This window comes from Streptomyces sp. NPDC008163, from assembly GCF_042956885.1.
GTDB lineage: Bacteria > Actinomycetota > Actinomycetes > Streptomycetales > Streptomycetaceae > Streptomyces > Streptomyces drozdowiczii_A.
Genome location: NZ_JBIBHG010000003.1, coordinates 302,494 through 328,091, shown reverse-complemented (window position 1 = coordinate 328,091; position 25,598 = coordinate 302,494). Strand labels below are relative to the sequence as shown.

Annotated in this window: 23 protein-coding genes; 12 read left to right on the top strand and 11 right to left on the bottom strand. The window is 73.1% G+C overall.

The genetic code is table 11. The features are described 5' to 3' along the window. Positions 1 to 27: 27 nt before the first annotated feature. The 3 genes from ACFZAT_RS09475 to xylB all read right to left on the bottom strand — a co-directional run bounded on the left by ACFZAT_RS09475 (position 28) and on the right by xylB (position 3,707). Positions 28 to 867 carry a hypothetical protein gene (locus tag ACFZAT_RS09475; RefSeq protein WP_391262376.1) on the bottom strand — a complete coding sequence of 280 codons (840 nt, stop codon included), beginning with the start codon at positions 865 to 867 and terminating at the stop codon, positions 28 to 30. Next, the gene (locus tag ACFZAT_RS09470) at positions 867 to 2,132 is read right to left on the bottom strand and encodes a VWA domain-containing protein (RefSeq protein WP_391262375.1); all 1,266 of its coding nucleotides are present in this window, start codon (positions 2,130 to 2,132) and stop codon (positions 867 to 869) included. Before ACFZAT_RS09470 ends, ACFZAT_RS09475 begins: the two co-directional genes overlap by 1 nt. An 84-nt stretch (positions 2,133 to 2,216) precedes the next feature. Next, a complete protein-coding gene (gene xylB / locus ACFZAT_RS09465) occupies positions 2,217 to 3,707 on the bottom strand; it encodes a xylulokinase (protein WP_391262373.1) in 1,491 nt (496 codons plus the stop codon). A gap of 226 nt (positions 3,708 to 3,933) precedes the next feature. On the opposite strand from xylB, the gene xylA reads away from it, so the two are divergent. Next, on the top strand, positions 3,934 to 5,103 hold the full coding sequence (xylA, locus tag ACFZAT_RS09460; protein ID WP_391262371.1) for a xylose isomerase: 1,170 nt from the start codon (positions 3,934 to 3,936) through the stop codon (positions 5,101 to 5,103). Positions 5,104 to 5,183: 80 nt separating this feature from the next. On the opposite strand, the gene ACFZAT_RS09455 is transcribed toward xylA, so the two are convergent. The 4 genes from ACFZAT_RS09455 to ACFZAT_RS09440 form a co-directional block, all read right to left on the bottom strand. Next, on the bottom strand, positions 5,184 to 6,425 hold the full coding sequence (locus ACFZAT_RS09455; RefSeq protein WP_391262370.1) for an ROK family protein: 1,242 nt from the start codon (positions 6,423 to 6,425) through the stop codon (positions 5,184 to 5,186). Between the two features lie 75 nt (positions 6,426 to 6,500). After that, complete coding sequence (locus ACFZAT_RS09450) at positions 6,501 to 7,148, bottom strand: DUF305 domain-containing protein (protein ID WP_391262368.1); 648 nt, start codon at positions 7,146 to 7,148, stop codon at positions 6,501 to 6,503. Then, on the bottom strand, positions 7,145 to 7,825 hold the full coding sequence (locus tag ACFZAT_RS09445; protein ID WP_391262366.1) for a DUF3105 domain-containing protein: 681 nt from the start codon (positions 7,823 to 7,825) through the stop codon (positions 7,145 to 7,147). Before ACFZAT_RS09445 ends, ACFZAT_RS09450 begins: the two co-directional genes overlap by 4 nt. 95 nt (positions 7,826 to 7,920) lie before the next feature. Continuing rightward, positions 7,921 to 8,340, bottom strand: a complete 420-nt coding sequence (locus ACFZAT_RS09440; protein ID WP_391262364.1) for a hypothetical protein — start codon at positions 8,338 to 8,340, stop codon at positions 7,921 to 7,923. A gap of 192 nt (positions 8,341 to 8,532) precedes the next feature. On the opposite strand from ACFZAT_RS09440, the gene ACFZAT_RS09435 reads away from it, so the two are divergent. From ACFZAT_RS09435 to ACFZAT_RS09400, 8 genes are all read left to right on the top strand, one after another. Continuing rightward, positions 8,533 to 10,200: an FUSC family protein gene (locus tag ACFZAT_RS09435; RefSeq protein WP_391262363.1), complete on the top strand. Its 1,668-nt coding sequence runs from the start codon at positions 8,533 to 8,535 to the stop codon at positions 10,198 to 10,200. Beyond that, positions 10,197 to 10,703, top strand: a complete 507-nt coding sequence (locus tag ACFZAT_RS09430; RefSeq protein ID WP_391262361.1) for a MarR family transcriptional regulator — start codon at positions 10,197 to 10,199, stop codon at positions 10,701 to 10,703. Before ACFZAT_RS09435 ends, ACFZAT_RS09430 begins: the two co-directional genes overlap by 4 nt. Before the next feature lie 320 nt (positions 10,704 to 11,023). Beyond that, positions 11,024 to 12,643, top strand: a complete 1,620-nt coding sequence (locus tag ACFZAT_RS09425; protein ID WP_391262359.1) for an ATP-binding protein — start codon at positions 11,024 to 11,026, stop codon at positions 12,641 to 12,643. Beyond that, complete coding sequence (locus ACFZAT_RS09420) at positions 12,640 to 13,047, top strand: roadblock/LC7 domain-containing protein (protein ID WP_073965759.1); 408 nt, start codon at positions 12,640 to 12,642, stop codon at positions 13,045 to 13,047. The genes ACFZAT_RS09425 and ACFZAT_RS09420 overlap by 4 nt, the downstream gene beginning before the upstream one ends. Then, complete coding sequence (locus ACFZAT_RS09415; RefSeq protein WP_073965758.1) at positions 13,044 to 13,415, top strand: DUF742 domain-containing protein; 372 nt, start codon at positions 13,044 to 13,046, stop codon at positions 13,413 to 13,415. Before ACFZAT_RS09420 ends, ACFZAT_RS09415 begins: the two co-directional genes overlap by 4 nt. Further along, positions 13,396 to 14,010 (top strand): ATP/GTP-binding protein, encoded by a 615-nt coding sequence (locus ACFZAT_RS09410; protein ID WP_391262356.1) that lies wholly within the window; start codon positions 13,396 to 13,398, stop codon positions 14,008 to 14,010. The genes ACFZAT_RS09415 and ACFZAT_RS09410 overlap by 20 nt, the downstream gene beginning before the upstream one ends. A gap of 107 nt (positions 14,011 to 14,117) precedes the next feature. Beyond that, positions 14,118 to 15,686, top strand: coding sequence for a cytochrome P450 (locus tag ACFZAT_RS09405; RefSeq protein ID WP_391262354.1), 1,569 nt, complete (start codon positions 14,118 to 14,120; stop codon positions 15,684 to 15,686). 248 nt (positions 15,687 to 15,934) lie between these two features. After that, positions 15,935 to 17,287 (top strand): 6-phospho-beta-glucosidase, encoded by a 1,353-nt coding sequence (locus tag ACFZAT_RS09400; protein WP_391262352.1) that lies wholly within the window; start codon positions 15,935 to 15,937, stop codon positions 17,285 to 17,287. Here the strand turns inward: ACFZAT_RS09400 and ACFZAT_RS09395 are convergent. The 3 genes from ACFZAT_RS09395 to ACFZAT_RS09385 form a co-directional block, all read right to left on the bottom strand. Continuing rightward, positions 17,282 to 20,662: a DUF4132 domain-containing protein gene (locus tag ACFZAT_RS09395; protein WP_391262350.1), complete on the bottom strand. Its 3,381-nt coding sequence runs from the start codon at positions 20,660 to 20,662 to the stop codon at positions 17,282 to 17,284. The genes ACFZAT_RS09400 and ACFZAT_RS09395 overlap by 6 nt on opposite strands. A 126-nt stretch (positions 20,663 to 20,788) precedes the next feature. Next, positions 20,789 to 21,232 (bottom strand): hypothetical protein, encoded by a 444-nt coding sequence (locus ACFZAT_RS09390; RefSeq protein WP_391262348.1) that lies wholly within the window; start codon positions 21,230 to 21,232, stop codon positions 20,789 to 20,791. Continuing rightward, entirely contained in the window at positions 21,226 to 21,684 is a 459-nt protein-coding gene (locus tag ACFZAT_RS09385) for an ATP-binding protein (RefSeq protein WP_391262346.1), read from the bottom strand. The genes ACFZAT_RS09390 and ACFZAT_RS09385 overlap by 7 nt, the downstream gene beginning before the upstream one ends. Before the next feature lie 205 nt (positions 21,685 to 21,889). On the opposite strand from ACFZAT_RS09385, the gene ACFZAT_RS09380 reads away from it, so the two are divergent. Genes ACFZAT_RS09380 through ACFZAT_RS09370 form a run of 3 tightly spaced genes read left to right on the top strand, consistent with a single transcriptional unit; the run spans position 21,890 to position 23,486 of the window. Beyond that, on the top strand, positions 21,890 to 22,750 hold the full coding sequence (locus ACFZAT_RS09380; RefSeq protein WP_391262344.1) for a Scr1 family TA system antitoxin-like transcriptional regulator: 861 nt from the start codon (positions 21,890 to 21,892) through the stop codon (positions 22,748 to 22,750). Beyond that, a complete protein-coding gene (locus tag ACFZAT_RS09375; RefSeq protein WP_111339243.1) occupies positions 22,750 to 22,986 on the top strand; it encodes a DUF397 domain-containing protein in 237 nt (78 codons plus the stop codon). Before ACFZAT_RS09380 ends, ACFZAT_RS09375 begins: the two co-directional genes overlap by 1 nt. Before the next feature lie 44 nt (positions 22,987 to 23,030). Next, entirely contained in the window at positions 23,031 to 23,486 is a 456-nt protein-coding gene (locus tag ACFZAT_RS09370; RefSeq protein WP_391262342.1) for a YchJ family metal-binding protein, read from the top strand. A 12-nt stretch (positions 23,487 to 23,498) separates the two neighbouring features. Here ACFZAT_RS09370 and ACFZAT_RS09365 read toward each other — a convergent pair whose 3' ends face one another. Continuing rightward, positions 23,499 to 25,571, bottom strand: coding sequence for a DHA2 family efflux MFS transporter permease subunit (locus ACFZAT_RS09365; protein ID WP_391262340.1), 2,073 nt, complete (start codon positions 25,569 to 25,571; stop codon positions 23,499 to 23,501). Between the last annotated feature and the right edge of the window lie 27 nt (positions 25,572 to 25,598).

Sequence of the window (25,598 nt, the reverse complement as noted above, 5' to 3'; positions counted from 1 at the left end):
GGGACCGGTCCGGCGTGCGGCACACCGTCAGGCGCCCGGCGGCACATGGGACGGGCGGCCCCGGCCGCGGGTCACCGAGTAGCCGAAGACGCCCGCCAGGGCGGCGAGCACGCCACCCCCGGCCGTCCACAGCCAGCGGCTGGTCCACCAGCCGGAGGACCAGCCGTCCTCGGGCTCCCCGGCGAGCGCGACCGGCTCGGCGGAGGCGTCGGTGCCGTCCGCGTCGTCCGAGGCCTGCTCGGCCGAGGAGACCCCGGGGACCAGCGGCTTCGACAGACCGCCGTCCACGTCGGCGGACCCGCCCTGGTCCTTCGAGTTGACCTCCACCTCGGTGCGCACCGGCAGACCGAGGTCCGCCTGGGCCAGGTCCAGGACCGTGAGGCGCACGTAGTAGCTGCCCGGCAGCGGGTCGTTGGCCCACGGCTCGGCGTTGGCGCGGACGGTGCGCAGCACACAGGTCAGCTCGACCGTGGCGGCGTCGGTCGCGGCGGTGCCGGTCTGCTTGCCGTACACGCACGCCTGGCGGCGGCGCAGCCCGTCGTACACGTCGACCTGCCAGGTCTGCGCCCCGTGCCGGGTGGCGCTCTCGGGCAGCGTCACCTTCGCGGTCACCGTGGCGCGCTGCCCGGCGTCGGCCGGGAAGACCCAGTACAGGTAGTCACCGGTCGACGCCCCGGCGGTGGCGGTCTCGCCCTGCTGGAGCGCCGTGGCGGTACGGAAGGTGGTGCCGGCCTCCGTGGGACCCGAGGCGTCACCGGAAGCGCTCGGGCTCGGCGACGCGTCGTCGGCCACGGCGGACGCCGCCCCGGTCAGCAGGGTCAGGCCGGTCAGCAGCGCGCCCGCGAGCACACGTCTCGTACGGGACATCAGCGGGTCCTCCAGACAGCGATGCGCCAGCGTGAGATCCAGCCGAAGAGCAGACCCACGATCAGGCCGGTCAGGGTGAGCAGGCCCAGCAGCCACCAGCCGTGGCCCAGACCGAACGCGGCGACGTCCGCCGCCTCGTCGGGCGCGTCCACCACGTCGACGGTCAGCTCCAGCGGCATGCCGGGAGCGGTCTTCACCGAGGCCGGGGCCGAGAACGCGTTGCTGACCTGGAGGCACACGGTCTCCGGGGTCTGCCCGTCCTCGTCCTGCTCGGGCTTCGGGTAGCGCAGCCCGGACGAGATGGCGTCGGTGCGCCCCGTCCCGGACTCGGAGCCCCGGACGATCTCGCGGCCGTGCGTGGTCACCGCGCGCAGCAGCATCCCGTAGTCGTTGTTGACGGCGCGGTCGGCGAACACGCTGACCGAGGCGCGCAGTTCCTGACCGGGCTTCACCTCGACCCGGTACCAGCGGTGCTCGGCGAACTTCTCGCGGTCGGTGTAGAGGCCCGGCTTCAGCTCGGGCGCGTCCGTGCAGCTGTCGGCGCCCTTGGTGGCGACCGGGGTGACGACGGGCTCCGCCGCCCGGTCCACCAACTGCTTCACGCGGCCCGACAGTTCATCGGTGTGCTGGACGGCCGTGTACGTCCCGCCGGTGGCCTCGGCGATGCAGGTGAGCTGCTGGCGGATCTTGGCGTTGGGCACCAGGCCCAACGTGTCGATGACCAGGTGGATGCCGCGTGCCGCGATGTCGCGCGCGACCTCGCAGGGGTCGAGCGGGCCGCAGGTGTCCTCGCCGTCGCTGATCAGCACGATCCGGCGGGTCGAGTCGCCGCCCTCCAGATCGTCGGCGGCGCCCAGCAGTGCGGGGCCGATCGGGGTCCAGCCGGTGGGGGCGAGCGTGGCCACGGCGGTCTTCGCCTCGGTGCGGTCCAGCGGGCCGACCGGGTACAGCTGCTTGGTGTCCTTGCAGCCCACCTTGCGGTCGTCGCCCGGATAGTCGGCGCCGAGGGTGCGGATGCCGAGCTGCACCTGCTCCGGCACCGCGTCCAGCACCTCGTTGAACGCCTGCTTCGCCGCGCTCATCCGGGACTGGCCGTCGATGTCACGGGTCCGCATGGAACCGCTGACGTCGAGGACCAGTTCGACCTTCGGGGAGGCTTGCGTGGGGGTTTCGCCGGCCGATGCGGGCAGCGCCGAGCCGAGTCCGGTGGCCAGGGTGGCGAGCAGGATGCCCACCCCGGCCATCAGCCTTCTTCTTATGATCATCGCCGGATACTAGTGAACATCAGTTCGCTATCCAAAACGGCTGGTTGCCGCTGTGTGCGCGCACAGCGGTGACGTGACGGCCGGTCAGACGGGGCGGTCCGCACCGAGCAGCGGACCCGCTGCCCGTTCCAGTACGGAGTTGACCCGGTCCCACGCCGTCAGATCCCGCTCCACCGCCTCCAGGAGCAGGTCGTCGCCCGTCTCCCAGCCGGCCGCGACCGCGACCGGGTCCGCCCCCGTCGCCGCCGAAGCGGCGAGCGCCGCCGCCCCGAGCGCCACCAGCTCCCCGGCCCCCGGCACGATCACCGGCCGCCCGGACAGCCGTCGTACGGTCTCCACCCACACGCGCCCCTGTGCCCCGCCGCCGATCAGGCGCAGCGGCCGGTCCGCCACCTCGGGGTCCGCCGGGTCCAGACCGCAGGCCCGCGACAGTTCGTCGAGCGCCCGCAGCACGGTCACCACCGCGCCCTCGTAGGCGGCGCCGAGCAGTTGCTGCGGGGTCGTGTCGTGCCGCAGTCCGGTGAGGAGACCGGCCGCCGTCGGCAGGTCCGGGGTGCGTTCGCCGTCCAGGTAGGGCAGCAGCACCGCCTCGCCGCCGGGCGCCGCGTCATTGCGGTCCAGGCCCAGCAGGGCCGCCACCTTGTCCACGGCGAGCGTGCAGTTGAGGGTGCAGGCCAGCGGCAGATACGTACCGTCCGCCGCCGCGAACCCGGAGAGCGCGGCCGAGGCGGGCCGGGTCCGGGACGCCGCGAAGACCGTGCCCGATGTGCCCAGGCTCAGCACCGGGTGGTCGAGCAGCCCGCCGCCGCCCAGGCCCAGCCCGACGGCGGCGCTCATGTTGTCCCCGGTGCCCGCCGCGACGGCGATCCCGGCGGGCAGCCCCAGCGCCTCGGCCGCCGCCTCCGTCAGCGAACCGATCCGGGCCCCGCCGCCGGGCGCCACCTCGGGGAGCAGCGCCGCGTCGAGGCCGATGAGCTCCAGCAGCTCCGGGTCGTAGGCACCGGTCGCGGTGGAGTACCAGCAGGTGCCCGAGGCGTCGCCCGGGTCGGTGACCGCCCGGCCGGACAGCCGCTCGGTCAGGAAGTCGTGCGGGAGGCGCACGGCCGCGGCCGCTTCGGCGGTCTCCGGCTCGTTCTCCCGCAGCCACTGCCACTTGGACGCGGTCATCGCGGCCACCGGGACGGACCCGGTGCGCGCGGTCCAGGCGTCCGGTCCGCCGAGCGCGGCGGTGAGGGCGGCGGCCTGCGGGGCGGACCGGGTGTCGTTCCACAGCAGCGCCGGGCGCAGCGGACGGCCCTCGGCGTCCAGGACCACCAGGCCGTGCTGCTGGCCGGCGACCGCGATGCCCACGATGTCGGCCGGTGCGGTCCCGGACTCCTTCAGCCCGGCCGCGACCGCGTCGCGCAGGGCCTGCCACCAGACCTCGGGGTCGCTCTCGCGCGCACCGCCCTCGCCGGTGACCACGTGCGGGGCGCGGCCGACGGCGAGCAGCCGGCCGGTGGCGGTGTCGGTGAACGCCGCCTTGGTGGACTGGGTGGAGCTGTCCACACCGATGACGACGGTATGCGGCGGCATGGCTGACCTCATTCGCTGGTATTTGATCGTACGCAAAACAAATTACGTGATCGAACCCGCCCGGAACAGGCCCCGTTCCGGGTTCGCGGCGTCGGCGCGCAGACCTCTCCGCTCCGGGGGCTTTACGTCGCAAGGGCTGCCCGTGCATGATTAGTCATGACAGTGAACAAATTGAGGTTCGGCCGCCCGACCGGCTGCGGACCCAGGCCCCGAAGGCGGCACCACCATGACGGAACGCTTCGCACCGACCCCCGAGGACAAGTTCACCTTCGGCCTCTGGACCGTGGGCTGGCAGGGCCGCGACCCCTTCGGTGACGCGACGCGTGCCGCGATCGACCCGGTCGACTCCGTCCAGCGCCTCGCCGAGCTGGGCGCGTACGGCGTCACCTTCCACGACGACGACCTGATCCCCTTCGGCTCCTCGGACACCGAGCGCGAGGGCATCGTCAAGCGCTTCCGCCAGGCGCTCGACGCGGCCGGCCTCGTCGTCCCCATGGCCACGACGAACCTCTTCACGCACCCCGTCTTCAAGGACGGCGCGTTCACCGCCAACGACCGTGACGTCCGTCGTTACGCCCTGCGCAAGACCATGCGCAACATCGACCTGGCCGTCGAGCTGGGCGCCACCACCTACGTCGCCTGGGGCGGCCGGGAGGGCTCCGAGTCCGGCGCCGCCAAGGACATCCGCGTCGCGCTGGACCGCATGAAGGAAGCCTTCGACCTCCTGGGCGACTACGTCACCGAGCAGGGCTACGACCTGAAGTTCGCCATCGAGCCCAAGCCGAACGAGCCGCGCGGCGACATCCTCCTCCCCACCATCGGCCACGCCCTCGCCTTCATCGAGCGCCTGGAGCGCCCCGAGATGGTCGGCGTCAACCCGGAGACCGGCCACGAGCAGATGGCCGGCCTCAACTTCCCGCACGGCATCGCCCAGGCCCTGTGGGCGGGCAAGCTCTTCCACATCGACCTCAACGGCCAGTCCGGCATCAAGTACGACCAGGACCTCCGCTTCGGCGCCGGCGACCTGCGCCAGGCGTTCTGGCTGGTCGACCTCCTGGAGAACTCCGACTACGCCGGCCCGCGCCACTTCGACTTCAAGCCGCCGCGCACCGAGGACTACGACGGCGTCTGGGCCTCCGCCGCCGGCTGCATGCGCAACTACCTCATCCTCAAGGAGCGCGCCGCCGCCTTCCGTGCCGACCCGGCCGTCCAGGACGCGCTGCGCGCCTCCCGCCTGGACGAGCTGGCCCAGCGCACCGCCGAGGACGGCGTGGCCGGCCTGCTCGCCGACCGCTCCGCGTTCGAGGAGTTCGACGTCGACGCGGCGGCCGAGCGCGGCATGGCCTTCGAGGCCCTGGACCAGCTGGCGATGGACCACCTGCTCGGCGTCCGCTGACACACGGGCAAGCTGACACACGGGCAAGGGGAGAGGGGGGACGCGCAGCGCGTCCCCCCTCTCCCCTTCTCCCGTACGTCTCAGGCCATCGCGGGACGCGCGTACGCCACCGGGTCGGCGAGCACATCCGTCATCACCAGCGCCGCCGCGCCCCGCGCCGCGTCCCCCGCGACCGACGACGCGCGCAGCCTGCCCCCGCCGGGCGCCCAGAGCCCGGACACGACCCGGCCCGCCAGCTCCTCGTCGGCCGGCCCGGCCAGCCACGGCATCAGATTCCGGTAGATCCCGCCGAGCACCACCGCGTCCGGGTCGAGCAGATTGACCGCCCCCGACAGCACCCGCCCCAGCATCCGCCCGGCCTCCGCGACCGCGCCGACCGCCCGCTCGTCGCCCGCCCGCACCCGCTTCTCCAGCTCCGCGACGCCGAGGCCGCCGCCCTCGTCGACCCCCGCCGCCCGCAGCAGCGCCGCCTGTCCCGCGTACTGCTCCAGACAGCCGCGCGAACCGCACCGGCACTGCGGACCGTTCGGGTCCACCACCACATGGCCGATCTCCCCGGCGAAACCGTGCGCCCCGCGCAGCAGCTCGCCGTCGATGACCAGGGCACCGCCCACGCCGATCTCGCCGGTCAGATAGAGGAAGGTGCGGATGCGCTCCAGGCCGCCGAACCACAGCTCGGCCAGGGCCGCCAGATTCGCCTCGTTCTCCGAGCGGACCGGCAGCTCCTGGTGGCCCGGGTGCTCGGCGGTCAGCGCGGCGGCGAACAGCTCCTCGGCCGGGACCTGGTTCCAGCCCAGGTTCGGCGCCTGGCGCACCGCGCCGCCCGAGACCAGCCCCGGGAGCGCCAGGGCCACGCCGACCGGGTACAGCTCCTGCTCCCGCGCCGAGTCCAGGGTGCGCGCGGCGATCCCGGCGGCCCGTGCGAGGACCTCGGCGGGCGGCGTGCCCCGGTTGTCCAGGTGCTCGGTGAGGCGGACCCGGCCGGTGCCGGCCAGATCGACCACGCACACCGACACGTAGTCGATGTTGACCTCGACTCCGAGCCCGGCCGGCCCCGTGCGGGCCGTCTTCAGCGCGGTCCCGGGGCGGCCGGCCTGCCCGCTGAACGTCTTGCCGGACTCGGTCAGGAAACCGGTTTCGAGCAGCTGCTCGACCAGCGAGGACACGGCGGCCCGGGTCAGCCCCACGCGCGCGGCGACCCCGGCCCGGGTCGCCTCGCCCTCGCCCTCGTCGCGGACGGCCCGCAGCACGAGGCTCAGATTGCTGCGCCGGACGGTGTCCTTGTCGGCCTTGGGCCCCAGCGGCGTGAGGTTGCTCTTCATATCGGTCCCGAGCCTATGCGATTCCGTACGCCAGTACGGTCGGGCCGGGCCGGGGCCGGCCGGCCCCGGCCCGCCTCAGGACGCGGACGCCCCGCGCTCCTTGAGCATGTCCGCCATGAGCGCGATCTCCGACTTCTGGGCCAGGGCCATGCCCGACGCCAGGTTCCTGATCTCCTCGGTCTTCGCCGCCGAGGCCGCCGCCTGCGCCATCTCGGCGCCGGACTTGTGGTGCGCGGTCATCAGCTTCAGGAACAGGATCTCGGCATCCCTTCCCTTGGCCGCCCGCAGCGCGTCCAGTTCGGCGTCGGTCGCCATGCCGGGCATCAGGGCGCCGTCACCACGCGGGGTGAAGGTGTGCCCCATCCACGCCATGGGCGGACCGGGGGAGCTCTTCGCCCGGCCCCACATCTCCAGCCAGCCCAGCAGCATGCCGCGCTGGTTGGCCTGGGTGTTGATGATGTCGAACGCGAGCCGGCGCACCGCCTCGTCCGAGGTGCGGTCCCGGACGATGAACGCCATCTCGACCGCCTGCTGGTGGTGGACCGCCATGTCACGCGCGAACCCCACATCGGCCGAGGTCTCGGCCGGCGCGGACACGGACGCCGCCGCGGGCGCCGACGTCGAAGGGCGTACGAAGGTGACGGCGATCAGCGCGAGCGCCAGCAGCAGCACCGCACCGCCGGCCAGCACCAGGGGCCGCGAGGTGCGCGGCGCGGCCGTCACTTGGCGATCCCGCCGGTGCAGGCGGCGCCGGGCTCGGGGGTCTGCGGGCCCTGCACGTACTTCGTGAAGAACTGCGCGACGCGTGCGTCCGCCGCGCTCTTCACCGTGAGCTGCTTGCCCCAGGCGTTGAGCATCAGCGGGGCCGCCTGGTCCTCCACCGGGCTCATCAGCGAGTAGGGCGTCGACGACACCCGCTCCTCCAGCTTCTTGAGGTCGGCGGGCTTCGCCTTGCTGGTGTACGTGACCCAGACCGCGCCGTGCTCCAGCGAGTGGACGGCGTTCTCCTTCGGTATGGACGCGGTGTAGACGTCACCGTCGCAGTTCATCCACACCGGGTTGTGGTCGCCGCCGACCGGCGGGTTCATCGGGTAGTCGACCGTCTTCTCCACATGGTTCTGCGTGAGCTTGTCCCAGCTCTTCTCACCGGTGACGGGCGAGGTCTTCGCCTGGGCCTCGGCCTTGTCCTGCTCATCGGCAGCGTTCATCAGATAGCCGCCCCCGACGACGAGCCCGGCGACCACCAGCACGCCCACGGAGAGCGTGATGATCCGGGAACGGCGCTCACGGGCCCGCTCCTGACGGCGGGCCTCCTCCAGCTTGGCGCGCCGGGCGGCGGCGGCGCTGTTCTGCCTGGCGGTGTTCTGCTTGCCGGTGTTCTGCTTGTTGGCGGAAGTCATGGCGGGTCCTTCGGTTCATAGGATCGTGAGACGGACTGCGTACGGCAGGGGGAGCCGCCGCACCCGGTAACGGGCGCGGGGCGTTCCCGGCCGTCCTAGGTCCGCTGAACCTGAAGGCGCAGGGGGTCGACCTCGCCGACCGCGTCGTTGGAGGGACCCCGGATGGACCCGCCGCCGGTCAGGGGGCGGTGCGGGAGGAGCGCCACGGCTGCCGAGGGGACCGCCGCCGGACCCGGCTGGGCGGGCAGCACGACGGGCGGCGAATGCTCCGAGGCGCCGTGGCAGGAATCGCCCATGCCCCGGTCGCGTGGGGTGTCGGCCACCACGACCCGGACCACCGTGAGGTCGGTCAGCGTCGCGAGGGCCGTGGCGGGTGCGTACTCGGGGGAGGAGTGGGGGCGTACGGACTGGGGCGCGCAGCACGAGACCACCGCGACCAGGACGAACAGCCAGGCGAGCACGACCGGCGCACCGGTGCCGCGCAGCCGCTCCGCCCCCTCGCTCACCCTGTTCATCCCGCACATCGTACGCGGCGCGTTGAAGATTCAAGCAGTGCGCGGGAAGAAGCGGTGAACCCGGCCACGGCCACGGCGCAGCCGCAGGCCCAGGTCCCCCAGCAGGGGGCGCCGCAGCACCCGCAGGGCGGCGCCCCGGGGCCGGTTTCGATCCAGGTGTTTTACTTGTGTAATACCTGTTAAAGTAAATGAGTGAGCGATACAACCATCAGGTCCCCCAGGTCCGCCGTCCGCCGGCTCCCGCTGACCGGTCCGCTGCGCCTGAACCGCCCGTCCGACATGTGGTTCAAGCCCGCCACCAGCGTCGTCGTGGCGACCGCGATACCCAACCTGGTGCTGCTCGCCCTCGGCCGGCTCGACCTGGTGATGTACACGATGGCCGGCTCGCTCTGCGCGCTGTACGGCCACAACCTCCCGTACGCCCGCCGCGCCGGCACCGTCGCCGGGGTCGTCCTCGGCATGACCGCGGGGCTCGGCACCGCCCTCGTCGTCGCCTCGCTCACCGGATCGTCCGCCGTGCTCATCGCCGTCGGCGCGCTCCTGGCCGCCGGGCAGAAGCTGCTCTGCGACGCGACACGGATCGGCCCGCCGGGACCGGTGATCTTCACCTTCGTCAGCTCCGCCGCGCTCTTCGTCCCGCAGACCCTCGCCCAGGTCCCCGGCCACCTCGCCCTCACCCTCGGCGCGGGCGCCGTCGCCTGGCTCGTCGCCGTCGTCGCGCCCGCGCTCGTCCGCCGCGACGGCCCCGAGCGCCGCGCCACCGCCCGCGCCCTGAACGCCGCCGCCGGGCATGCCGCCGACCCCGGCCACGCCACCCGCCGTGCCGCCGTCACCGCCGTGCACGCCGCCTGGCAGACCCTCCTCGCCGCCGGCCGCCCCCGCAGGGCCCTGGAGCGCCTGGTCGTCCACGCCGAGACCTCGGTCCTCGCGGGCGACCCCGACCCCGCCGACGCGGACCGGCTCCGCGAGTGGGCCCGGCTCACCCGCGCCCGGGGCCCCGTGCCCACCCCGCCGCCCGCTCCGGGCACCGGCGCGGAACTCTTCGGGCTCGACGCCGAACGCGCCGCCCGCGGCAGCGGGTTCCGTGCGCTGCTGCGCGGCCTCGCCCCCGGCTCCCCGCTCCTCCCGGTCGCCGCCCGCACGCTCGTCGGCTGCGCCCTGGCCGGGTACGTCTGCTCGGCCGTGGGCGTCGGCCGCCCGTACTGGGCGCTCGTCACCGCCGCCTCGCTCTACCAGGCCAACGTCACGCTCTCCTGGAACCGCACCCTCCAGCGCACCCTCGGCAACCTCATCGGCGTCCTGGTCTTCGCCGCCGTCCTCCCGGTCGCCCGGACCGCGCCGCTCGCCCTCATCGGCTTCTGCCTCCTCTTCGCCTTCTCGGCCGAGGCGCTGATCACCCGCAACTACTGGCTCGGCTCCGTCGCCGTGACCCCGATGGCCCTCCTCGTCCTGGAGTACGCGGGCAGCCACCCGGCCGGCGAGCTGATCGGCGACCGGGTCCTCGACACCGTGATAGGTGCCGCCGTCGGCTTCCTCGCCGCCGTCCTGGTCACCAACCGCCGCGCCACCGGCCGCGTCGAGCGCGCCCTGGCCGACGCCGAACGCGCCCGCGCGCACGCCGTGCAGGCCCTCGCCGCGCCCGAACCCGCCCCCGCGGCCCTGGACGCCGCCCGCCGCCGGCTCACCGGCACCCTGGTGGAGCTGCGCGAGGCGGACGACACCGCGGCCGGTGAGTGGTGGCAGCCCGCCCTGCCCCGGGAGGCGGTGCTCGCCGCCGAGCAGGCCGGACACCGTACGCTCGCGGCGACAGCGAAACGGCAGGGGCTGTTCGTCCCCGCCCAGGAGAACGGAGCGGTGTGACCGACGACATCGTCGCCTCGGTGGTCCGGCAGTGGCAGGCCGTGAACCCGGAACTGGACACCGGGCCCATGGAGCTCATCGGCCGGATCAACCGCTGCTCCGCGCTGCTCCAGCAGGCCGAGGACGCTCCGCTGCGGGCGGCCGGGCTGACCCGTGCGGAGTTTGACCTCCTCGGAGCCGTACGCCGTACCGGCCGCGAACTGACCCCCGGCGAACTCGCCCGGGAGACCTTCTCCTCCGGCGCCGCCGTCACCAAGCGGCTGCGGGTCCTCCAGGAGCGCGGCCTGATCACCCGGCGCGGCGACGAGCGCGACCGCAGGGTCGCCTACGTCCGCCTCACCGACGAGGGCCGCGACCTGGTGGACGGACTGCTGCCCCGGCAGCTCGCGTACGAACGCGCCGTGCTCTCCGGCCTCGACGCCGAGTCCCGTGACCGGCTCAGCGCACAGCTCAGCGAGCTCCTGGTGCAGCTGGAGGGCCGCATCGGCGGCGCCCGCCGCTGACGGTCTCCGCCCGGCATCACCCGTCCGGGCACCTTCGTTCATATGTGCCCCTGCGTGGCTTCGCGGGGCGATTCTTCCTTATTCCTCCGCCCCGTCACTCCCCGCGCACGCATGAAGGCGGTGCGTGCAAAAACTCGTGAGCGTACTACCGCGGGAGCGCTCGCGCAGGGGGTTGGAGGAATGTGCGAAAGCGCTGATTCGATCTGACTAAGCTCACGCGCAGTGAAGCCGAGTTGAGATGAATTCGCGCGCTTGTTCCCTTCGTTCATACAAGCGCCGAATCTCCGGAATACATCCCGAATCAACCGCCAGAGGTTCAGATGGCCCGTGTTGAATCACCGCCGGCCGGCCGGGAAGCCCCCGTCGCCCGCGCCCTGTTGCTGCCCGTCGTCGTGATGGCGGGCGCAACCGCCGCCGCGGCGGCGCTGGTTGCCGAGCCCGCGCGGATACCAGTCGTCTGGTGCGGAGCATTCGCCACCGTCGTGGTCGCCACGCTCGCCGTGGAGATCGCCCGGCGCGGCCGCACGATCCGCCGCCGCAATGCCGAGTACCAACAGCGCGTCTCCGCCCTGGAACGGCGCATCGCCGACCACGACGAAGAGACCGTGCGCATCAGCAAGGAGCTGCTGCCGTCCGCCATCCACCGTCTGCGCGTGGGCAATTCGCCCGACGAGGTGCTGCGCGACGTGGTGGACTCGGACCCGGTCTACCGTCACCTGCCCGACTCCCAGCGCTCCCTCGTCTACACGGTGCTCGACATCATCGACAACGAGGAGGCGACCAGGGACTCCGCGCAGCGCGCCTTCGTCAACGTCGCCCGCCGCGTCCAGGCGATCGTCCACCGGCAGGCCAGCGAGCTGCGGGAGATGGAGGAGCACCACGGGCGCAACCCCGACGTCTTCGACGACCTGCTCCGCATCGACCACGGCACCGCCCTGATCGGCCGCCTCGCCGACTCCATCGCGGTCCTCGGCGGCGCCCGCCCCAGCCGCCAGTGGCCCAAGCCCGTACCGCTGTTCAGCGTGTTGCGCGGCGCCATGTCGCGCATCCTGGAGTACCCGCGCGTCGACCTGCACTCGATCGCCAAGGTCGCGATCATCGGCACCGCGGTCGAACCGCTCATCCACGCCTGCGCCGAACTCCTCGACAACGCCACCCGCTACTCGCCCCCGCAGACCCGGGTGCACGTCACCGCGGTCGAGGTGCAGACCGGCATCGCCATCGAGATCGAGGACGGCGGCGTCAGCCTCAGCGAGGAGGCCCGCTCCCGCGCCGAGAACATGCTCGCCAGGGCGCAGGCCGGGTCCAGCATGAACGACCTCGGCGAATCCCCGCGCCTCGGCATGGCCGTCGTCGGCCGCCTCGCCCGGATGTACGACCTCCAGGTCTCGCTGCGCCAGTCGGCGTACGGCGGCGTGCGCGCCGTGCTCATCGTGCCCCGCGCCATGATCACCACCGGCCCGGCGCCCGGCATCGCCCACGGCATCGGCGCCACCTCGCGGCCCACCAGCGACATCGACCTCGCCGACATGAAGCACGTCGTGCCGCCGCGCGGCAAGCGCCGCAAGCCGAGCCCCGTCGCCGCGCGCCCCGCGACCGGCCCGGTGGTCTCCGAGCCCCACCCGGCCGTCCCGGCCACCCCGGCCCTCGCCATGCAGGACGACGTGCCCGTCGTGACCGAGTGGACCGCCGGCGGACTCCCGCAGCGCCGCAGCCGGGGCCGCGCCCCGCTCGGCTCGCACAACCTTCCCGCACAGGCCGCCGACCCCACCGCCGGCCGCACCAACGGCCACGGCCACGGCTACGGCCAGGACAACAGCAAGGAACCGCCCCCCGGTATCTGGCTGGAGGCGTTCACCAAGGCCGCCAACGGTGTGCCCCAGGAGCCCAGGGCGGACGAAGACTCTGACGACGCGTGGGACAAGGGAGATCAGCGGTGATCCAGCAGCGGGGCAACATGGACTGGATGCTCAAGGAGCTCGCCGACGACGTCCCGGACGTCCACCAGATCGTCGTGCTCTCCGCCGACGGACTGCGCATCGCCCAGCACGGCGGCGACCCCGACGTCGCCGACCGGCTCGCGGCGGCCTGCGCCGGCCTCCAGAGCCTGGCGGCGGCCGTCGCCTCCGAGATCCCCTACAGCGACGGCCGGATGCGGCTCGTCGTCATCGAGGTCACCGGAGGATTCTTCTATCTGATGGCCGCCGGCGCCGGCGCCTACCTCGCGGTGCTCGCCGGCGAGACGGTGGACGCCGGGCACGTCGGCGCGCGGATGCGCGACATGGTCGTACGCATCGGCGGCCACCTCACGAGCCCGCCCCGCCACGACGGGCAGGCCGGATGAACTCTCCCCGACGAGAACGCCGCAAGACCGACCCGGCGCTGAGCGATCCGGAGAGGCTCTACGTCATCACCGGCGATCCCGACGGCAGCGAGCGGGCAGCGCTCGACCTGGTCACGATGATTGTCTCGAAGTCCGAGCCGTCACCGACGGTCCAGCCCGAGCAGGCCGTGATCCTCCGGCTCTGCCAGGCCCCGTTATCCGTCGCGGAACTCTCCGCCTACCTCAGCCTGCCGTTCAGCGTGGTGACCTCGCTCCTCACCGAACTCCTCGCCACCGGTCTGATCGAATCGCGCGCGCCGATCGTCCGCGCGACCCTTCCGGACCGTTCCCTCCTCGAAGCGGTGATGCATGGACTTCAGAAACTCTGACACGATCACGGGCCCCCGCAGCGAGGACGTCCTGCCCACCACGGCCACCGCCGCGGTGAAGGTCGTGATCGTCGGAGGGTTCGGGGTCGGCAAGACGACCATGGTCGGTTCGGTCAGCGAGATCCGGCCCCTGACCACCGAAGAGACGATGACGCAGGCCGGCGTCGGCGTGGACGACAACTTCGGCGTGGAGAGCAAGACCGCCACCACCGTCGCCATGGACTTCGGCCGGATCAGCATCAGCGAGGAGCTGATCCTCTACCTCTTCGGCACCCCCGGCCAGGAACGGTTCTGGTTCCTCTGGAACGGCCTGTTCGAGGGCGCGCTCGGCGCCGTCGTCCTCGTCGACACCCGTCGGCTCGAAACCAGCTTCGACGTCATCGGGCGCCTGGAGGAGCGCGGAGTGCCGTTCGTCGTCGCCATCAACACCTTCCCCGAGGCCCCGAAGCACCCCGTCGATGCGCTGCGCGCCGCACTGGACCTCCCCGACGAGGTCCCGATAGTCGACTGCGACGCCCGGCTGCGCGGCTCCAGCCGCGATGTGCTGATGACCCTGATGCGCTACCTGCACGGCATCGCCCGCCCGCTCGGCTGACCCGTTCCGCGGCCGGCCCCTCCCGAGCACCCTTCCCGAATCCGTTCCGCGCGTCCCCACCGCGCCCCCGACCGTCAGGCCCCCGCGGCCCGACCCCTGGAGCGATCGTGACAAGCCCCTTCCCCTACGAGCACGGCCCGGTCCCGCCCCCCGAGTGCCCGGCCCACGGACTGAGTGTCGGGCCCGGCGGCCTGCGCCGGCTCTACGGCCCCGAGGCCGAGCAGGACCCGCACGGCCTGTACGAGAAACTGCGCGCCGAACACGGCACGGTGGCCCCCGTCCTGCTGCACGGCGACGTGCCCGCCTGGCTGGTCCTCGGCCACAGCGAGAACCTGCACATGACGCGTACGCCCTCCCAGTTCTCCCGCGACTCGCGCCGCTGGCGGGCCCTCCAGGACGGCAGCGTCGCCCCCGACCACCCGCTGGCCCCGATCTTCACCTGGCAGCCGATCTGCGTCTTCGCCGACGGTGCCACCCACGAACGCCAGCGCGGCGCCGTCACCGACTCCATGGCCCGCATCGACACGCGCGGCGTGCGGCGCCACGTCAACCGGTACAGCAACCGGCTCGTCAACGGCTTCTGCCGGGAGGGCCGCACCGACCTCGTCGCCGAGTTCGCCGAACGGCTGCCCATGATGGTCATGTGCGCCATCCTCGGCATGCCGGAGGAGTACAACGACCGGATGGTCGAGGCGGCCCGCGACATGATCAAGGGCACGGCGACCGCCGTCCAGAGCAACGCCTATGTGGTGGGAGCGCTCACCCGCCTCGTCGAGCGCCGCCGCCGCGAACCGGCCGACGACTTCGCGACCTGGCTGGTCGAGCACCCCGCGAGCATGAACGACCAGGAGGTCGCCGAGCACCTGCGGCTCATCCTGATCGCGTCCTACGAGGCCACCGCCAACCTCATCGCCAACGTCCTGCGCATGGTCCTCACCGACCCGCGCTTCCGGGCCCGGCTCAGCGGCGGCCACATGACCGTCCCCGAGGCGGTCGAGCAGACCCTGTGGGACGAACCGCCGTTTACCGCCGTCTTCGGGCGCTGGGCCGTCGGCGACACCGAGCTGGGCGGGAAGCACATCAAGGCGGGCGACGCTCTCATCGTCGGCATCGCCCCGGCCAACACCGACCCCGTGGTCCGCCCCGACCTGACCGCCAACATGGAGGGCAACCGCTCGCACCTCGCGTTCAGCGGCGGCCCCCACGAGTGCCCCGGACAGGACATCGGCCGCGCCATCGCGGACGTCGGTGTGGACGCCCTCCTGATGCGGCTGCCCGACCTCGAACTCGCGGTGGACGAGAAGGAACTCCAGTGGGTCGGCAACTTCATGAGCCGTCACCTGGTGGAACTCCCCGCCGAATTCGCCCCCCGCTCCCCGCAGGACGACCGTGAGCCGCCCTCCATGGGTCGGCCCAGCGCGGCCCGCCAGGACTGGGAGGTCCAGTCCGCCGTACGGCACACCGCCCCGACCCCGGTCCGCGCGCCCCTGGACGGGGTCCACGCGCCGTCGTCCGGCGCCCCGGCCGGGGCGACCGCGACGGCCGACGGGTCGGCGGACGCGCTGTCCGGCGCGCCGGGCGGCGACACGGCCGTCGGCCGCGTCCCGCGCCAGCGCAAGCCGGGCGGGCCCGCCCGGCTCTGGCGCGTCGTGACCCGCTGGTGGAACGGCGACTGACACCGGAGCGGTCCCGGGGTGGGGCCGGGGGGGGGGGGGGGGGGCGCCCCCCCCCCCCCCCCCCCCCCCCCGGCGCCCGCGGGGCCCCCCCCCCCCCCCGCCGCCCCCCGGCGGCCCCCCCCCGGCGGGGGGCCTCGGGCCCCCGGTGGGGGCCGGGTCGCTCACCGGGCTGGGGCCGGGGGGGGCCGGGGTGCCGGGGGGGGGCCCCGCCCCCGCCCACCGGGCCACCCCACGTAGCATGCGGAAGCGTGAAGCTGACAATTCTGGGCGGCGGCGGATTCCGGGTTCCACTGGTGTACGGGGCGCTGCTCGCCGACCACGCCGAGGGCCGGGTCACGGCCGTCACCCTCTACGACACGGACACCGACCGGCTCACCGCCGTGGCCCGGGTCCTCGCCGAGCAGGCCGGGTCCGTCCCGGACGCGCCCGCCGTCCGCGCCACGACCGACCTGGACGAGGCGCTGCGCGGCGCCGACTTCGTCTTCTCGGCGATCCGGGTCGGCGGGCTCGCGGGCCGGGCCGCCGACGAACGCGTCGCGCTCGACGAGGGGGTCCTCGGCCAGGAGACGGTCGGCGCCGGCGGCATCGCCTACGGGCTGCGCACCGTCCCGGTCGCCGTCGACCTGGCGCGGCGCATCGCCCGGCTCGCCCCGGACGCCTGGGTCATCAACTTCACCAACCCGGCCGGGCTCGTCACCGAGGCGATGTCCCAACACCTCGGCGACCGCGTCATCGGCATCTGCGACTCGCCGGTGGGCCTCGGCCGCCGCATCGCCCGCGTCCTCGGCGCCGACCCGGACCTGGCCCGCGTCGACTACGTCGGCCTCAACCACCTCGGCTGGGTGCGCGGGCTGTACGTCGGCGGCCGCGACGAACTCCCGCGCCTGCTGGCCGATCCCGCTCTGCTCGGCTCCTTCGAGGAGGGCCGGCTGTTCGGGGCCGACTGGCTGCGCTCGCTGGGCGCGATCCCCAACGAATACCTGCACTACTACTACTTCAACCGCGAGGCCGTCCGCGCCTACCAGGACGCCGCCCAGACCCGGGGCGCCTTCCTCCGCGAGCAGCAGGAGGGCTTCTACGGCCGGATGAAGGACCCGGCCACCCCCGCCCTGGCGACGTGGGACCGCACCCGCGCGGAGCGCGAGGCCACCTACATGTCGGAGAACCGGGACGTCGCCGGGGCCGGCGAGCGCGAGGAGAGCGACCTGGAGTCGGGCGGCTACGAACAGGTCGCCCTCGCCCTCATGCGCGCGATCGCCCGCGACGAGCGGACCACCCTGATCCTCAATGTCCGCAACCGGTCCACTCTCCAGGTCCTGGACGCGGACGCCGTGATCGAGGTCCCCTGCCTGGTCGACGCCAACGGCGCCCGCCCCGTCTCCGTCGACCCCCTGCCGTACCACGCGGTGGGGCTGGTCACCTCGGTCAAGGCCGTCGAGCGCGCGGTGCTGGACGCGGCCACGAGCGGATCGCGCGCGGACGCGGTCCGGGCCTTCGCCCTGCACCCCCTCGTCGACTCGGTCTCCGTCGCCCACCGCCTGGTGGACGGCTATGTGAAGGCGCACCCGGGGCTGGCGTATCTGGGAGCCGTACGGTCATGACACGGCGTCCTCGGTGAGCGCGGTCAGGTCGGCCAGCAGTTCGGACACGGTCACCGCGTCCAGGCCGTCGAACCGCAGCTCGTGGGGGCGGCCGGGCCAGTAGTCGCACGGTTCGGCGTCGAGCCAGACCGTCTCCAGGGTCTGCTCCGGGTAGACGTCGACCGCGCCGACCGCGATGCCCTCGTCGAGGGCGATCACCAGGTGGCGGTCGTCGCCCAGCCGCTTGGAGATCCAGCGCTCCACGCCGTTGTCCTCGGGATTGCCGCGCCGCCAGCCGTACCGTTCCAGGCCGAGGACCTTGCCCGTGGGCACCTTGATCCCCTCGAAGCGCATGAGGCGGTGACCGGCCGCCTCCTGTCCGGTCAGCGCGCACACCCGGCGCCCGAGCTGGGGGAACGGCTGCACGATCGCGTGCTCCGCGAAGACCTCCGACCAGCCGGCCACCGCCTCGCCCAGCCGCAACGGGTGCGGCAGCCGCACGGTCGCCTCCTCGGGCAGGGCGAACGCCTCGCCCCCGACGCCGGCGAAGCCGCGGTCGTCCGCCACCCGGAACGCCGTGGTCACCCCGCCCGCCTCGCTCAGCCACACCAGCCGGCGCACCAGGTGCCGCACCAGCGGGTGGCCGACGAACAGCTCGGTGAACTCCCGTGCCGTCCAGGAGCGGTCCGCCAGCATGGCGGCCTCCAGCCGGCGCACCTGGTCGGAGGCGACCGCCCGCACCTCCTTCTTCAGGGCCGAGAACCGCTTGCGCTCGGCCGGGGCCAGGTCGGCGTCGTCCCGCGCTCCCGGCTTGGGCAGGTCCTTGCGGAGCCGGCCGTCGCCGTCCCGGACGAAGGGCCGCAGTTGCTCGTCGAAGCCCACGGTGAAGGTCCGGCTGCCGTAGTCGACGACCGTGGAGCCGTCCGCGTCCAGACCGAGGTCCGGGACCAGCCGGTCCGAGAGCTGTTCGCCCGTCAGGCCGAGGCCCGCCGCGACCTCGGCGATCTTCTCCCCGGCCCGCACCTTCAGGGCCTTGAACCTCACCCGCTGCGCGAGGGTGTGCAGCTGGAGCAGGGCCGCGTCGCTGCCGATCGCCGCCAGGACGTCCAGCCCCTCCACCGCCCGGTGATGGGCGTTCTCGCCGGGCCAGGCGCGGATCACCGGGGCCAGCCGGTGCACCGTCCCGTCGTCGCCCAGCACCCCCAGGGCGTGCAGCGCCCATGCCCCCTCGGCGGGCAGGACGGCGGCGCGCCACTGCTCGAAGAGCGCCCAGGCGAAAGCGGCGGCCGAGGCCGGGTCCACCACCGGGAGCGCTTCGGCGAGCCCCGGGTACGGCTCGCCGGGCCGGGACAGGGCGAGCATGGTCAGCAGGTGGCGGACGGACTCCGCCGGCAGCGCCCCGCCCGACACCACCGCGATCTGCGGCAGCAGCACCGGGTCCGCCCACTGCGGCAGCTCCGGCAGGTCGGCGGGCAGCGCCCGCTCCAGCGGATCCGCGACCAGCAGCCCGGCCACCGCGTCCGCCGCCCTCTCGCCGTATCCCTCGGCGGCCTCGCGCACCACCGCGTCGCCGTGCAGTCCGGCGATCAGCAGCAGCGCCTGTTCGGCGGCGCGCCGTGCGGCCCCGGCCTTCCCGACCGCGTCCGGCACGAGCAGCGGCGCCGCCCGCACACCGTGCCGTCCGAACCAGGAACGGGCCACGGCGGAAGTGGACTTGAGGCGCACCGCCCAGTCGGCCATGAGCCGGGCGACCCGCGCGTCGACGTACGGCAGCAGCAGCGGGGCGAGCGAGCTGGGGCGGCGCGGTGCGACGCGGAGCAGCAGGGGCAGGGCGCCGAGACCGAAGCGGGCGGCCACCGGCTTCAGCGTGTCGGCGGCGTCCCAGACATCGGTCGGGTCCCAGCTGTCGAGCAGGGGCGCGACCCGCTCCTCGGGCCCGTGGACGTAGACCCAGGCGGGGCGCAGGTCCGCCGCGTCGAGCCCGTAGCGCAGCGAGTCGATCGTCTGCTCCCAGTCGTCCACCGCCTCGCGCCGGGTGTACCAGCTGCCGGTGGCCGCCCACTCCTCCCGCTCACCGGTCTGCCACAGGACGGCCTTCCCCTCGTCCGGCGTCAGCCCGGTGACGGTCACGGGGCGCACCGCGGTCCGCCGCCGGGTCCACGGCGGCGCCGTGAGCACGTCCGGAAGGGCGTCGGCGGGCGCGTCCGCGATGCCGCCCGCCGGATTCAGCAGGGGCTCCACGACGGCCGCGAGACCGTCGTCCAGCGTCGGCAGCACCCGCTCCACGAGGGGGCGGTGCCGGGCGATGTGCGTGCGGAGCAGGCCGGACGCCGTGGCGGCCGGCAGGTCCGCCCGGTCACGGGCGTCCGAGGCGAGCAGCCGCAGCGCGCGGGCCGGGAAGCGGTCCATCGTGTCCAGGAGGACCGGGCGGACCTGCTTGTTGTCCGCGTGGACGAGCAGCGCGCCGAAGGCGTCGTCCGTGGGGAACTCGGCCAGCGCCTGGGCGAGCTTCCGCCGCTCCTCCCCGTAGAAGCAACCCGTCCGCAACTGCGCGGCGAGCAGCGGGGCCAGCATGGTGCCGATGCCCTCGGCGGCCGTGGCGATCGATTTCGGGCTCCGGTCGAAACCGGTGATGCGGGAGAAGGAGGCTGCCTGGTCCGGTGAACCGAGCGTGCAGAGGATCAGGGAGCCGAGCGCGGAGTCCTGCTCGCCGGTCGCCTCCGGGTCCGTGCACAGTGCGGCCACCCAGTCGGCCTCGCTGGGCGCCAGGTAGGCCGCGATGATCCTCCGGTGCGCGTCGGTCCGTGAGCCCGAGAGCGCGTCGACGGTGGCCCGGTACGTCTCGTCGTCGGCGGCGGCGAGGAGGGACCGGACCCGGTCGGCGGCCTGTCTGCGGTACTCCGTCGAGTGGGTGCTCCGAGCGCGGGAGAGCCTTTCCAGCCATGCGTCGTAGCGCCGGGGGCCGCTCTGCATCCAGTGCGGCTCGATCGTGAACAGCTCCACCGCTGCGCGGGCCGCGAACGGCAGCCCGTGGAGCCGCACCCAGCTGTCCGCCCAGGCGCTCCCGGGCGGGGCGTACATCCCGACCATCGTCGCCACCGCGGCGGCCCCGGCGGGGGAGTGCTTCCCGTCCAGATGGCGCCGGACCTCGGCCACCAGGGCCGCGTCGCTGCGCGGCGCGTCCAGATACTCCTGGATCCAGGCGTGCTCCTCGGCCGTGCGCTCCGCGACCGCGTCGACCAGCTTCCTGTCGACCCGCGCCGGCTTCCTCGCGATGCCCCCGCGCCGGGGATGGACCAGGCGCCGCCAGCTGTCCGGGAAGACGAACATGTCCTCGTCCGTCCCAAACTCCTCGAACTGCGACGCACCGCCCTCGAAAGGCTCCCCAGCACGCACCGGCCCGCCCCCTTCAACCCCGTTGCCCCCGCATTCCACGGGTTTCGATCAGTGGTTCCACAGTAGAACCGACCACTGACAACGCAGGGTGACCGGGGCGGGGAGAGGCCGGGGACGCGGCCCGGATCAAGGAGCGGAGACGGCTCGGGGCCCGTACGCCTGGGTCCACGACGGGGTCACCCCCGTCACCTGGCAGACCATCAGGAACAGCGGGATGGGCGGGGTGTAGGGCGTGCGGCTGTCGGGCTGGTGGATGAGCCGGGGGCGTACCGCGGGCACACACGCGCCCCGGGCGTACGCCACCTGCTCGGGCCAGTCCAGGTCGAGGTCGGAGCCGGCCGGCACGATCCACCACCAGCGCTCGGCGTCCGCGAAGACGCAGCCGGTGCGCGGCAGATGGGACATCAGGCGGAAGCCGTGGCGCGCGGGCACCCCGACCGCGTCGCAGCCGAGGCTCGCCGAGAGGGTCGTGGGCAGCGGGAGCTGGACCCGGCCGGCCGAGCCGGGGGAGCCGGCGGGCTCGCGGGTGCGGCGGTGTCCGAGGAAGTGGTTCATGGCGTTCTTCAGCATGAGTGCTCCGAGCCGTGCGGCAGTTCTGCCCAGACGATGCGGCCCGAGCCGTCCCCGGTGTCGCGCGAGCCCCAGGAGCGGGCCAGCGAGTCGACGAGCAGCAGGCCGCGTCCGTGCTCGTCGTCGGCGCCTCTGCCGAGCCGGGGTCCGTCCGGCTGGTGCCCCTGGTCCTGCACGGAGACGCGCAGCCGGCCGTCCAGGCACCGCAGTTCGCACAAAACCCGTGCACTGGTGGTGTGCACCACCGCGTTGGTGACCAGCTCGGACACGATCAGGACCGCGGCGTCGACGGTGTCGCCGCCGGCGCGCCAGTCGCCGAGCCGGGCCTTCGTCAGGCGCCGGGCGGCGGCGACCGATTCGGGATGCGCGGGCAGCGCGAAGCAGTACCGGAGCGCTTCGGTCCCCGGGCCGGTCTCCGCTAGCCGGGGGATGAGCGCACTGCCAGGTGCCACGACCGAATCCTCACAGTGGGGGCTGCGTCACGCTTCGCGATCTTCGAAAAGGCCGCGGGCGCGACAGGTCAACTGGTTTCGCACCCCAACTCTCCCCCTGTCGCGAACACTTGGCAAGGGGCACTCTGAAAATTCCAGAGTGGCTGTGTCCATGTTGGCGACCGCATGGCACACTGCACGAATACAGCGCAGGGGGAGGTCTGAAGTGAGCGAACCGCGGTCCGCCCCGACCGTGGGCCAGGTCGTTCTCGGCAAGCGGCTGCAGGATCTGCGGGAGCGTGCCGGCATGAGCCGGGACCAGGCCGCCAAGGTGCTGCACGTCGCCCCGGCGACCGTACGCAGGATGGAGACCGCCGAGGTCGCCCTCAAGATCCTCTACGTGCAGGCGCTCCTCAGGGCGTACGGGATCCCGGACGCCGAGACGGCGGCCTTCGTCGAGCTCGCGGAAGAGGCCAACAGACCCGGCTGGTGGCAGCGTTTCCACGACGTCCTGCCCGACTGGTTCAGCATGTACGTCAGCCTGGAGGGCGCGGCGAGCCTGCTGCGCATCTACGAGCCCCACTTCGTCTCCGGACTCCTCCAGACCGAGGACTACGCGCGCACCGTGATGCGCACCGGGGCCGTGGGGCAGGTCAGGGCCGAGGACATCGAGCGCCATGTGGCGCTGCGGATGGAGCGCCAGGCGCTGCTGACCAAGCCGGACGCCCCGCGCCTGTGGGTGGTGATGGACGAGACCGTGCTGCGCCGCCCGGTGGGCAGCGCCGACATCATGCGCGCCCAGGTGGACAAGCTCCTCGAAGCGACGTCGATGCCCAATGTGACGTTGCAGATCGCGGAGTTCTCCACCGGTCACCACCCGGGGACGTACGGGCCGTTCGTGCTGTTCCGGTTCGCCGTGCCCGAACTGCCCGACATGGTCTACAGCGAATATCTGACCGGGGCCGTCTACTTCGACGCGCGCCCGGAGGTGGCCTCCTATCTCGAGGTCATGGACCGCATGGCGGCCCAGGCCGCGACGGCACAACGCACGAAGGAACTCCTCCGGGACTTCCGCAAGGAGCTGTGATGACACCCATATACAACGGCATGCCCGCCGCTGACCTCGGCTCCGAAGGCTGGTACAAGCCATGGAGCGGTGGCAACGGCGGTACCTGCGTCGAGGCCATGAAACTGGCCGACGGGAGAATCGCCATGCGCCAGTCCGCGGACCCCGATGGTCCCGCCCTCATCTACACCCACCACGAGATCGCCGCGTTCATCCAGGGCGCCAAGGCCGGCCAGGCCGACTTCCTGCTGACCTGAGCCTCCCGTCGGGGCCGCGTATCCGCGCACGTCACAATGGACCCATGTCCCGACGCACCTCCCGCTCCCGGCGCCCGTCCGCCGCGAGCCCCCGCACCGCCCCCGCCCCCGAGATCAGCGCGGCTTCGCCGTGCCCCTGCGGGCTGCCCGCCGCCTACGCCGAGTGCTGCGGCCGGCTGCACGCGGGGGCCCCGGCGGCCACCTGCGAGGCGCTGATGCGGTCGCGGTACGCCGCCTTCGTCGTCCGGGACGCCGGGTATCTGCTGCGCACCTGGCACCCGGACCACCGCCCCGACGTCCTCGACCTGGACCCGGGGCAGCGCTGGCAGGGCCTTGAGGTCCTGGAGACCACGGAGGGCAGCGCCTTCCACACCACCGGCACCGTCACCTTCCGCGCCCACTACACCGTGGACGGGCGGCCCGGCTCCCTGCACGAGAAGAGCCGCTTCGTCCGGCACGAGGGCGCCTGGGTGTACGAGACCGCCGTCTTCGCGGACTGACGCGGCGCGGGCTCAGACCGGCGCGCCCGCCGGGGCGACCGGAGCCAGCTCCTGCGTCAGGTCCTCCGCGAGCAGCCGCTTCGCGATCACGTCGACCGCCGCGCGCAGCCGGGCGTCGTCCGGGCGTCCGCCGTCCTCGCCCAGCTGGTCGTTGAGCCAGCGGGCCCAGGCGTCCGTGATGGTCCGCGCCTCGCGGCTGCCGGCCGCGGTGTGCGTGAACAAGTGGCCGTCCCCGGTGAGGAAGCCCTCCTCGATCATGCGGTCGAAGACCGGCACCAGGACCTCCGGCGGAATCCGGTGCCGGGCCGCGATCAGCCGCAGCCCCGCGTGGCCGACCATCCGCGTGAACAGCTCGACCTGCATCACCGCCCAGGCGCCCGCCATGTCGAGCCGGGTGTCCGACTCCATGACGATCCGCCGCGCCGTCTCCGGGTCCACCCGCCGCAGCACCTTGGCCACCGAGAATTCGAGGAGCTGCGCCGAGTCCTGGGTGTTGGGCGAGGCGAAGCCCTCACCCATGTCCGTAGAGCCCGCCCGCACGGTGTCGCGCAGCTTCACCTGCTTGAGGAACAGCGCGACGACGAACCCGAGCAGCGCCACGGGCACCGTCCACAGGAACACCGTGTGCAGGGTGTCCGCGTACGCCTGGGCCAGCGGCGCCGACTGGGCGGCGGGCAGCGCGTGCAGCCCCTCCGGGCTCTGCGACGCCTTCGCCAGTACGGCAGGGTCGCCACCGGCCCGCGCGGCCTCGGTGACCCCGTCCCTGAGGTGCGGGCCGAGGGCGTTCGCGTAGATCGTCCCGAAGACGGCGGTGCCGAAGGAACTGCCGAGCGTGCGGAAGAACGTGACGCCCGAGGTCGCGGTGCCCAGGTCCGCGTAGTCGACGGTGTTCTGCACGGCGATCGTCAGGACCTGCATGGAGAGCCCGATGCCGAGGCCGAGCACCAGCATGTACAGCGACTCCAGCCAGACCCCGCTGTCCGGGCCCATCCGGGAGAGCAGGAACAGACCCACCGCCATGACCAGCGAACCGATGATGGGGAAGATCCGGTAGCGCCCGGTCTTGCTGACCACGTTGCCGCTGAAGATGGACGCGGCGAGCAGACCGACGACCATCGGCAGCGTCCGCACGCCCGACAGGGTCGCCGAGTCGCCGTCCACGTACTGGAGGTACGTCGGCAGGAAGATCATCGCGCCGAGCATCGCGAACCCGACGATGAAGCTGAGGATCGAGCAGACCGTGAAGACCGGGTTGCCGAAGAGCCGCATCGGCAGCATCGGCTCCTTCGCCCGGAACTCGACCAGGCAGAACAGCGCGAGCGCCACGAGCCCGAGGACGAACAGGCCGATGATGACGCCTGACCCCCAGGCGTACTCGTTGCCGCCCCAGCTCGTGGCCAGGATCAGGGCGCTGGCCCCGACCGTGACCATCGCGATGCCCAGGTAGTCGATGACGGGCCGCCCGGCCGCCTTCACGGAGGGGATCGTACGGGCGGCCGCGATGACCACCACGATCGCGATCGGCACATTGACGTAGAACGCCCAGCGCCACGTCAGATGGTCGGTGAACAGTCCGCCGAGCAGCGGTCCGATCACCGTCGACACCCCGAAGACGGCGCCGATCGCGCCCTGGTACTTGCCCCGGTCGCGCAGCGGGATGACGTCGGCGATCAGCGCCATGGAGGTGACCATCAGACCGCCGGCGCCGATGCCCTGGAGGCCGCGCCACACGATCAGCAGCGTCATGTTCGTCGCGAGCCCGCAGAGGAACGAGCCGGTGATGAAGATGACCGCCGACAGCTGGAAGACGATCTTCCGCCCGAACAGGTCACCGAACTTGCCGACCAGCACCGTCGCCACGGTCTCCGCGAGGAGATAGGCGGTCACCACCCAGGACATGTGCGCGGCGCCCCCGAGGTCCGAGACGATCGTCGGCAGCGCGGTGCCCACGATCGTCTGGTCCAGCGCGGCCAGCAGGATGCCCAGCACGATCGTGGCGAAGACGATGTTGCGACGGCGCGGATCGAGTACGGGCGGCGCGGCGGCACTCTGCGCGGCGGGGGCGGTCTCGCTGGCAGTGGTCACCTTTGCACCCTCACATCGCCCGGTGTC

Bases quoted from the DNA above. Each gene is read 5' to 3' on its own strand.
- ACFZAT_RS09475 (WP_391262376.1), bottom strand. From the start codon at position 867: ATGTCCCGTACGAGACGTGTGCTCGCGGGCGCGCTGCTGACCGGCCTG.
- ACFZAT_RS09470 (WP_391262375.1), bottom strand. From the start codon at position 2,132: ATGATCATAAGAAGAAGGCTGATGGCCGGGGTGGGCATCCTGCTCGCC.
- xylB (WP_391262373.1), bottom strand. From the start codon at position 3,707: ATGCCGCCGCATACCGTCGTCATCGGTGTGGACAGCTCCACCCAGTCC.
- xylA (WP_391262371.1), top strand. From the start codon at position 3,934: ATGACGGAACGCTTCGCACCGACCCCCGAGGACAAGTTCACCTTCGGC.
- ACFZAT_RS09455 (WP_391262370.1), bottom strand. From the start codon at position 6,425: ATGAAGAGCAACCTCACGCCGCTGGGGCCCAAGGCCGACAAGGACACC.
- ACFZAT_RS09445 (WP_391262366.1), bottom strand. From the start codon at position 7,825: ATGACTTCCGCCAACAAGCAGAACACCGGCAAGCAGAACACCGCCAGG.
- ACFZAT_RS09440 (WP_391262364.1), bottom strand. From the start codon at position 8,340: ATGAACAGGGTGAGCGAGGGGGCGGAGCGGCTGCGCGGCACCGGTGCG.
- ACFZAT_RS09425 (WP_391262359.1), top strand. From the start codon at position 11,024: ATGGCCCGTGTTGAATCACCGCCGGCCGGCCGGGAAGCCCCCGTCGCC.
- ACFZAT_RS09415 (WP_073965758.1), top strand. From the start codon at position 13,044: ATGAACTCTCCCCGACGAGAACGCCGCAAGACCGACCCGGCGCTGAGC.
- ACFZAT_RS09410 (WP_391262356.1), top strand. From the start codon at position 13,396: ATGGACTTCAGAAACTCTGACACGATCACGGGCCCCCGCAGCGAGGAC.
- ACFZAT_RS09390 (WP_391262348.1), bottom strand. From the start codon at position 21,232: ATGCTGAAGAACGCCATGAACCACTTCCTCGGACACCGCCGCACCCGC.
- ACFZAT_RS09375 (WP_111339243.1), top strand. From the start codon at position 22,750: ATGACACCCATATACAACGGCATGCCCGCCGCTGACCTCGGCTCCGAA.
- ACFZAT_RS09370 (WP_391262342.1), top strand. From the start codon at position 23,031: ATGTCCCGACGCACCTCCCGCTCCCGGCGCCCGTCCGCCGCGAGCCCC.